General features: G+C 75.4%; 9 protein-coding genes. 6 read left to right on the top strand and 3 right to left on the bottom strand.

What is annotated here, in order from left to right:
• Positions 1-122 precede the first annotated feature (122 nt).
• The gene (locus Q4D18_RS02365) at positions 123-1145 is read right to left on the bottom strand and encodes an LLM class flavin-dependent oxidoreductase (RefSeq protein WP_303125397.1); all 1023 of its coding nucleotides are present in this window, start codon (positions 1143-1145) and stop codon (positions 123-125) included.
• Positions 1146-1238: 93 nt separating this feature from the next.
• Here Q4D18_RS02365 and Q4D18_RS02360 point away from each other — a divergent pair, with 93 nt between their 5' ends.
• The 6 genes from Q4D18_RS02360 to Q4D18_RS02335 all read left to right on the top strand — a co-directional run bounded on the left by Q4D18_RS02360 (position 1239) and on the right by Q4D18_RS02335 (position 6254).
• Positions 1239-1682 carry an ankyrin repeat domain-containing protein gene (locus tag Q4D18_RS02360; protein ID WP_303125393.1) on the top strand — a complete coding sequence of 148 codons (444 nt, stop codon included), beginning with the start codon at positions 1239-1241 and terminating at the stop codon, positions 1680-1682.
• Positions 1679-2269: a hypothetical protein gene (locus tag Q4D18_RS02355; protein ID WP_303125391.1), complete on the top strand. Its 591-nt coding sequence runs from the start codon at positions 1679-1681 to the stop codon at positions 2267-2269. The genes Q4D18_RS02360 and Q4D18_RS02355 overlap by 4 nt, the downstream gene beginning before the upstream one ends.
• Entirely contained in the window at positions 2266-2784 is a 519-nt protein-coding gene (locus Q4D18_RS02350) for a hypothetical protein (protein WP_303125388.1), read from the top strand. The genes Q4D18_RS02355 and Q4D18_RS02350 overlap by 4 nt, the downstream gene beginning before the upstream one ends.
• A 145-nt stretch (positions 2785-2929) precedes the next feature.
• Complete coding sequence (locus tag Q4D18_RS02345) at positions 2930-3319, top strand: ankyrin repeat domain-containing protein (protein ID WP_303125470.1); 390 nt, start codon at positions 2930-2932, stop codon at positions 3317-3319.
• A 201-nt stretch (positions 3320-3520) separates the two neighbouring features.
• Entirely contained in the window at positions 3521-4849 is a 1329-nt protein-coding gene (gene dusB / locus Q4D18_RS02340; protein WP_303125387.1) for a tRNA dihydrouridine synthase DusB, read from the top strand.
• An 82-nt stretch (positions 4850-4931) separates the two neighbouring features.
• Positions 4932-6254 (top strand): deoxyguanosinetriphosphate triphosphohydrolase, encoded by a 1323-nt coding sequence (locus Q4D18_RS02335; RefSeq protein ID WP_303125468.1) that lies wholly within the window; start codon positions 4932-4934, stop codon positions 6252-6254.
• 15 nt (positions 6255-6269) lie between these two features.
• Here Q4D18_RS02335 and Q4D18_RS02330 read toward each other — a convergent pair whose 3' ends face one another.
• Positions 6270-7115, bottom strand: a complete 846-nt coding sequence (locus tag Q4D18_RS02330) for an NAD-dependent deacylase (protein WP_303125385.1) — start codon at positions 7113-7115, stop codon at positions 6270-6272.
• Positions 7116-7228: 113 nt separating this feature from the next.
• A partial coding sequence (locus tag Q4D18_RS02325) for an anthranilate synthase component I family protein (RefSeq protein WP_303125382.1) occupies positions 7229-8698 on the bottom strand: 1470 nt, incomplete at its 5' end.

Genomic DNA, 8698 nt, shown 5'->3' with positions numbered 1-8698 from the left:
TTGTGGTCACGACACGCCGCGGCGGCCGGACCTGCGACGGCGTGTCGTGACCAAAAGGTCCGCCGGGGCACCGGGGCACCGGGGCGCCGAGGCCTCGGAGTCCTCAGCCGCCCCCGCCCCCGTCAGGCGTCCCAGCCGAGCAGCCGCCACACCTCGGCCCAGCCCGCGAAGAGCTTGGCGTTGTACTCGGCGCCCAGCTGGTTCGGGTTGGCGAACAGGACCCAGTCGGCGGCCTGCACCGCGTCGTCGGCGGCCAGCATCTCCGCGACCTCCTCCGCACTGCCGGCGTACGTGGGGCCGGAGCGGGCGGCGCCGCCGTCGAGCATGCCCGCCGAGTCCCGGGAGCGGCGCTCGCGGCCGAAGTACAGCTCGTCCTCGCGGTCCTGGATGACGAACGCCGAGCGGGTCACCGCCGTGCGGCCCGTCCCCGGCACCCCCGCCGCGGCACGCGCGTCGAGGTAGCGGGCGATCTGGTCGGCCTGCTGCACGTGGAAGGGGCGACCGTCGTCCTGCAGCAGCAGGGTGGAGGAGAGCATGTGGTAGCCGTCCTGGGCGGCGCGCACGGCCGAGGACGTAGACCCGCACCCCCACCAGATCCGGTCCGCCAGGCCCGGGGACTGCGGCTCCACCGGCATCCGCTGGGAGGTGTAGGACCAGCCGGAGGCCGGGTCCGGCGTCGCCAGGCGGGCGCCGCGGACGGCCTCCAGGAACCGGCGGCCGCGCTCCTGTGCCAGGTCCGCCCAGCTCTGCCCGTCCTCGGGCGCGTACCCGAACTGGGCCTGCCCGTCGAGGGCGGCCTCGGGGGAGCCGCGCGAGACGCCCAGCTCGAGCCGGCCGCCGGAGAGCAGGTCGGTGGTGGCGGCGGCCTCGGCCAGGTGCAGGGGGTTCTCGTAGCGCAGGTCGATCACGCCGGTGCCGAGGCTGATGCGCTCGGTGTGCGCGGCCATGGCGGCGAGGATCGGGAACGGGCTGGAGAACATCCGCTGGAAGTGGTGGATGCGGATCCACGCTCCGTCCAGGCCGGCGGCCTCGGCGTCCACGGCCATCCGCACGACGTCGTCCAGCGCCGCCTTGGCGTCCGGCTCGCCGCCGGGCCGATGGATCCAGTGCCCGAAGTTCAGGAATCCCACGTTCTTCTCGGTCATGGTTTCTTCAACACTGAAGGACTCTGTGGTGTTCCCGGCGTCACGGGCCCCAGACCTCCCCTGTCAGAGTCCGGAACGGCAAGACTGGCGGGCATGCCCGAGACCCCGCAGACCACCCCCGCCCGCGTCGACGAGGACGAGCTCGAGCTGGCCCGGCGGCTGTTCGACGCCGCCCGCCACGGGCAGACCGGCCTGCTGAGCACGTTCCTGCGGCGCGGGGTCAGCCCGGACCTGCAGAACACCGGCGGGGACACGTTCCTCACCCTCGCCGCCTACCATCGCCGCCCTGAGACCGTGGCCATGCTCCTGGAGCTCGGCGCGGATCCGGCCCTCGCCAACGACCGCGGCCAGCTGCCCCTGGTGTGCGCCGTGTTCAAGCAGGACGCGCAGTCCGCGCGGCTGCTGCTCGACGCCGGGGCCGACCCCGACGCCGGCACCCCCACCGCCCGCCAGACGGCGCAGATGCTCGGCTCGGCGGAGCTGACCGCCCTGCTCGACGGCGGCGACCGCGACGGCGACGGCGCGGCCGGCGCGTGAGCGAGCCGACCGGCGTCGACGCCCTCTACGACCGACTCCGCGCGGAGCTGCCTCCCCTCGCCGCGGACCTGGAGGCGACGCTCGGCCCCGGCTGGACGGTGACGGTGGATGTCGCCGGACCCCACCCGACGGTCCGCCTGGAGCGGGCGTCGCAGGACGGGGGACGACCGGTGGCCGCCTGGGTGACCCCCGTGCGCTGCCGCGCGGACCGCTTCCACGCGACGGCCGGCGTCGTCATGGCGCCGGGCGAGATCGCCGTTCCCCACCACGACGACGACGGCGCCGCCCCCGCCTGGATCGACGCCCTGCGCCGGGTGGGGCAGGCGGCCGAGGCGGCGTGCGCCCCGGACGGGCCGGTACGCGTCTCGCGCAGCGCCGGCGGCGGGCGGATCGGCGCGGCGAGGATCAAGGCCGACGCGGCCCGGCGTCATGGGTTGCCGCTGCGCTGGGCCAAGGGCTGGCCGGAGGACGTGCTCGGCGTCCGCACGGGGCCGGTGCCGGGAGAGGAGCTCGCCCCGTTCCTGCGGGACCTGGCCCGGATCCTGCCGGTGCTGGCGGACGCGGCGGATGGGAGGATCGCCCCATGAGCCTGTACCCCGCCACCGACTGGTCCGGCACGTGCGGCGTCCGCCTGTACCCGGGCGACGACTTCTCCTCCGGCCCCTCCGCCGCGCGCCTCACCCCGGTCGCCGGGGGTGCCGCCCTGGCGCTGGACTACACCTGGACCCACCCCGAGCGGGGCGAGCAGGCCGGGCACCTCGTGCTCGGCCGTGCCGACGACGCCGGCCGCGTCACCGCCTCCCTCGTCGACTCCGTCCACCAGACCCCCGGGGTCCGGCTGCTGAGCGGCGCGGCGGGGGCGCCGTCGTCGTCGGGGGTCGGGACGGGAACCGGGGCCGATCCCGTGGCCTCCCACCCGATCGCGGGGGAGGGCCTGGCCGTGGACGCAGCGGACGAGGACGGCGGCTGGACCGTCGCGGTGCGCCTGCAGGGCGGGACCCTGGCGCTGGTCCTGCGGACGGCCCCGCCGCCGGGCGACGAGGGACGCCGGCCGGAGCCGTATGACGTCCTGCGCGCCGCCTGGAGGCGGACGGAGGGCTGACCCGCGGGGCAGACTGGCGGTCATGACCGACCAGCAGAAGGACCAGACCACCCCGCCCGCCGACGCCCGGCCTGACCTGGAGGCGGAGACCACCGACGCGCTCGCCCCCTCGGGCGCCCCCGAGCCCGGCCAGCCGTCCGAGGAGATGCTCGAGCTCGCCGGGCGCATGTTCGACGCCGCGCGGGACGGGCACGCCGAGACGCTCGAGGCGTACATCGTGGCCGGGCTCAACCCAGACCTGCAGAACGGCGCGGGGGACACCTTCCTCACCCTCGCCGCCTACCACGATCAGCCGGAGACCGTGCGGATGCTGATCGAGGTGGGCGCGGACGTGGAGAAGGCCAACGACCGCGGCCAGCGCCCCCTCACCTGCGCCACCTTCAAGGGGGACGTGGAGTCCATGCGCCTGCTGCTCGCCGCCGGGGCGGACCCCGACGCCGGGCAGCCCTCGGCGCGCGAGACGGCGCAGATGTTCGGCGGCCCGGAGATCGCGGCCGTCCTGGACGAGGGAGCCGCGGCGCAGACGCAGGGCTGAGGACCAGGGGGCGGCCAGCCCCTGCCTGTTGTGGTCACGACACGCCGTGGGCACCCCGGCGGGCACGGCGCGTCGTGACCACGACGTGCCACGGTGGGTCGTCGTCGTCGCCTACCCCACCCACCCCGCTCCCCCGGCTGACAGGCAGGCGGGGGACCCCGCCGTCGTCGGCTTGACCGCGGTGGAAGAATGGCCCTTGACATGACTGCCTCCCACACCTTCCCCGACGCCGCCCTGGCCACGCCCGGTGCGCCCGCCGTCGACGCTCCCGGCGTGGACCCGAACCGCGCCCTGTACGCGAAGGCCGCCGGCGCGGGCCGAAGGATCGCCGACGACGACCAGCTCCACGAGGGCCGCCACGCCGCGCCCACCACGGACCGCCTGACGCTGCCCCCGCTGAAGCTCGGTCCCATCACGGTGGACGTGCCCGTGGTGCTCGCGCCGATGGCCGGCATCACCAACACCGCGTTCCGGCGCCTGTGCCGCGAGTACGGCGGCGGCCTCTACGTCAACGAGATGGTCACCGCGCGCGCCCTCGTGGAGCGCAAGCCCGAGTCCATGCGGATCATCAAGCACGACCCGGACGAGGTCCCGCGCTCGGTGCAGCTGTACTCGGTGGACCCGGTGACCACGGGCGCCGCCGTGCGGATGCTCGTGGAGGAGGACCGGGCGGACCACATCGACATGAACTTCGGCTGCCCCGTGCCCAAGGTCACCCGCCGCGGCGGGGGCTCTGCCCTGCCGTGGAAGTCCGAGCTGTTCGCCTCGATCGTGAAGGCCGCCGTCACCGAGGCGTCCAAGAAGGACATCCCGGTGACCGTGAAGATGCGCCGCGGCATCGACGAGGACCATCTCACCTACCTCGACGCCGGCCGCACCGCCCGCGACCTGGGCGTGGCCGCCGTCGCCCTGCACGGGCGGACCACCCGCCAGTTCTACTCGGGCACCGCCGTGTGGGAGGACATCGCCCGCCTGCGCGAGGCCCTGCCGGACATCCCGGTGCTGGGCAACGGGGACATCTGGTCCGCCGAGGACGCGATCGCCATGGTCGAGCAGACCGGCGTGGACGGCGTCGTGATCGGCCGCGGCTGCCAGGGCCGCCCGTGGCTGTTCGGCGACCTGCAGGCCGCGTTCGAGGGCCGCCCGGAGCGCTTCCACCCGAGCCTGGGCATGGTGGCGGACACCCTGTACCGGCACGCCGAGCTGCTCGTGGACACCTTCGAGGGGGACGAGCTCAAGGCCCTGCGGGACATCCGCAAGCATGTGGCCTGGTATTTCAAGGGCTACGCCGTGGGCTCCGAGATCCGCACCGCGCTGTCCACCGTGCCGGACCTGGCCACCCTGCGCGAGCTGCTGGACCGCGTGGATCGGGACGCCCCCTACCCGGGCGAGGCCGCCGAGGGTCCCCGCGGCCGGGCCGGCGCCCCGAAGCGCCCGCACCTGCCCGACGGCTGGCTCGACTCCCGCGAGCTCAACGCCGAGCAGAAGGCCATGATCGCCGCCGCCGAGCTGGACGTCTCCGGTGGCTGAGCAGGGGACGCCGTCGTCGTCCGCGGGGACAGGCACGACGCCGGGCGGCACCCACGGTGCGCGCCGCACCTCCCAGCCGGTCCTGTTCGGACCGGAGGGGCGGCCGCCCTACGCGGGCCGGCCCGCGCCCACGCCCGGCTACACCGCGTGGGACCGGCAGCGCTGGCTGGCCGAGCCGGAGAAGTCCTCCTACCGCTCCGACTTCGAACGGGACCGCGCGCGCGTGCTGCACTCCGCCGGGCTGCGGCGCCTCGGGGCCAAGACCCAGGTCGTCGCCCCGGACGTGGACGACTTCTCCCGCACCCGCCTGACGCACTCCCTCGAGGTGGCGCAGATCGGGCGGGAGCTCGGCCGGTCCCTGGGCTGCGACCCGGACCTCGTGGACACCGCATGCCTGTCCCACGACCTCGGGCACCCGCCGTTCGGGCACAACGGGGAGAAGGCGCTGGACGCCGTCGCCGAGGCCGCGGGCGGCTTCGAGGGCAACGCGCAGACCCTGCGCCTGCTGGCCCGGCTGGAGCACAAGAAGTCCTTCCCGGACGGCTCCTCCGCGGGCCTGAACCTCACCCGCGCCGCGCTCGACGCCGCGTGCAAGTACCCGTGGGTCCGCGAGGACGCCCCGCTCAAGCCCAACGGGAAGCGCTCCAAGAAGTTCGGCGTGTACGCGGACGACCTGCCCGTCTTCCGCTGGTTCCGCGAGGGTGTGCCGGGGATGCGGAAGTCCATGGAGGCGCAGGTCATGGACCTCGCCGATGACATCTCCTACTCCGTGCACGACGTCGAGGACGGCGTGGTCAACTCCGCGTTCCAGCTGCGGTGGATCGCCGAGCGCGACGAGCAGCGGCAGCGCGTCGTCGAGACCACCCGGGACTGGTACCTGCCCCGCGCCGACCCCGCCGAGATCGAGGCCGCCCTGGCGCGGCTCGAATCCCTGGACGTGTGGGTCGCGGAGATGGACGGCACCCGGCGGGCGCTCGCGGCCATGAAGGACATGACCAGCCAGCTGATCGGCCGGTTCTGCGCGGCAGCCTTCGAGGCCACCCGCGAGGTCTTCGGCAACGAGCCGCTGACCCGGCACGGGGCGGACGTCGTGGTCCCCGCGGAGACCGAGCACGAGATCGCCGTCATGAAGGGCATCGCGGCGGCGTTCGTGATGACCTCGGAGCAGCGCCAGCCCCTCTACGCGCGGCAGCGCGAGCTGCTGGCCGAGCTGGTGGAGCTGCTGCAGACCACGGGGGACCGCTACCTGGACCCCATGTTCGCTGCGGACTGGCGGGAGGCCCCCGACGACGCCGCCCGCGCCCGCGTGGTCATCGACCAGGTGGCCTCGCTGACCGACTCCACCGCGATCGAGTGGCACCGGACCCTGGTGCTCGGCGAGACGTTCACGCGCGACTGGTTCTGAGCAGACCCGCCGACCTCAGCCCACCACGGCCGGCAGCACGAGCCCCGCAGGCCCCGCGAGGCGGTGGGTCACGGCGGAGCTCAGCTCGGTGACGTCCGGGTTCACCTCCACCACCGGCGCCCCCGCACCGAGGGCCACGAACGGCAGGGACGCGGCCGGCTGCACGAGCCCAGACGTCCCGACCACCACGCACAGGTCGCAGCCGTCCAGCGCGGCGTAGGTCGCATCCCACTCGTCTGCCGGCAGCATCTCGCCGAACCACACGATGTCCGGGCGGACCCGGCCCTGACCACACGCCGCGCACACCGGCGGTTCGACCCGCAGGAGCGCCTCGAGGTCGGCCTCCGAGCCGGGGGCGTGGTCGCCGTCGTGCGCGGCCGCCACGTCCACCTCGGCCGGGGCGTCGCATTCGGCGCAGCGGAACGCGAAGAGCGAGCCGTGCAGGTGGGCCAGGACGTCCGCCCCGGCGCGCTCGTGGAGGTCGTCCACGTTCTGCGTGGCCACCACGAGCCCCGGCACGCGCTCCTGCCACGCGGCCACCGCGCGGTGCCCCGCATTCGGCTCCACCCCGCGCACCATGCGCGCCCGCCACAGATACCAGGACCACACGAGCGCGGGGTCGGCGAGGAACGCCTCCTCCGTGGCCAGCTGCTCGGGGGAGTAGCGCTCCCACAGGCCGGTCTGCGCGTCGCGGAACGTGGGCACCCCGGACTCGGCGGACATGCCCGCCCCGGTCAGGACGACGGGCCGCTCGGCGCGGGCCACGAGCTCTCGGACGGCGGCAGACGCCTCGGGGTCGACGCCGGCGGGCGCCTCGGCAGGACGGCCGGCGGGCGTGCGGGGCGTGGCAGGGGAGGTCATGGCTCCACCCTACGGAGTGGGTCGCCCCGTCCCCTTCTGAGGGCGTTTTCCGGCGCAGTGTGTGCCGCACAGCGCCAGGAAACGCCCCCACAGCGTCAGGGGGGAGGAGTGTCTCACCCGGCGACGCGCGCCATCGCCTCGCGCACCGATCGTGCCTTGAGCAGGACCTCGTCGTACTCGGCGTCGGGGTCGGAGTCCAGCACGACGGCGCCGCCGGCGCCGACGCTCCACCGGCCCGCCGCGTCCCGGACGGCGGTGCGGATCACGATGCTCAGCTCCGTGCGGCCGTCCGCGCCGAGGAACCCCAGCGCCCCCGAGTACACCCCGCGCGGGGCGGCCTCCATCCCGGCCAGCATCTCCACGGACCGCAGCTTCGGCGCGCCCGTCATGGAGCCGCCAGGGAACAGCGCGCGCACCACGTCCACCGGCGTCACGCCCGGGGCGGCCCGGCCGAGCACCGTGGACACCAGCTGGTGGACCGTCGCGTACGACTCCACCTGCATGAGCGCCGGCACGTGCACCGAGCCCGGCTCGCACACCCGCCCCAGGTCGTTGCGGAGCAGGTCCACGATCATCAGGTTCTCGGCGAACGTCTTGGGGTCCGTGGTCAGATGCTCCGCGGCGGCCGCGTCCGCCACGGGGTCCGCATGCCGGGGCGCCGTTCCCTTGATGGGCTTCGTGGAGTACACCCCGTCCGCGCCGGAGAGGAACTGCTCGGGGGAGGCGCTCACGACGGCGAACCCGCCTCCCGCGTCCGTCTCGCCGGGGCCGGGGGCCGCCTCGACCAGCGCCGCATAGGGCGTCGGCGTGCGCTCGGTCAGCTCCAGGAAGAGAGCGAGCGGGTCGACGCGCGCCCCGACCTCCGGGTCCACGTCGAACCGGCTGGTGAGGCACAGCTCGTAGGACTCGCCGGCCGTGAGCGCCGCCCGGCACCGGTCCACGAGCTCCCGGTACTCCGCGCGGCCGTGCCGCCACCCGCCGGCGGCCTCGGCGGCCTCGTCCGCCCCGGGGCCGCGTTCCGTCCGCGCCGCCGAGACCGGCGCCGCGAGCGCGTCCCGCACGGCGGCGAGCCACGCGTCCACGGCGCGGGCGGCGTCGTCGGGGTCCTCCCCGGCCGCGCACACGTGGAGCATGCCGGCCGCGTGGTCGGCGGCCGCCCAGCGGGCGGGCCGCACCCACCACGCGTCGGGCAGGCCCGCGGGCCCGCCGGACCGGGGCGGAGCCACGCCAAGGCCGGCCAGGCCCGCCTCGTAGCCCAGGAACCCCACCAGGCCCCCACGGAACGCCAGCCCCTCCCCGCCGTGGACGGTCCGGGGCCCGGCCGCCGCGGCCAGCGCGTCCCACAGGCCCGCGGCGTGGTCCGCCGGGTCGGCGCGGTGCACGCGCAGCACGCGGGGGCGGCCGTCCGGGAGTGCGTCCACCGCGTCGCCGAGGACGGACCACCGGGCCGTGCCCACGTCCGTGCGGGCCGAGTCGAGCCAGAAGGACCCGGTGCCGCGGTGCAGCGCCCGGGCGTACACCGCGCGGCAGGCCGAGCGCAGATCATGGCCGAGGGCGTGCAGGGTGTCCGCGTCGAGGGTCTC

Source organism: Micrococcus sp., from assembly GCF_030523875.1.
GTDB lineage: Bacteria > Actinomycetota > Actinomycetes > Actinomycetales > Micrococcaceae > Micrococcus.
Note: the sequence above shows the minus strand (reverse complement) of the source record. Positions and strands in the feature narration are given on the sequence as shown.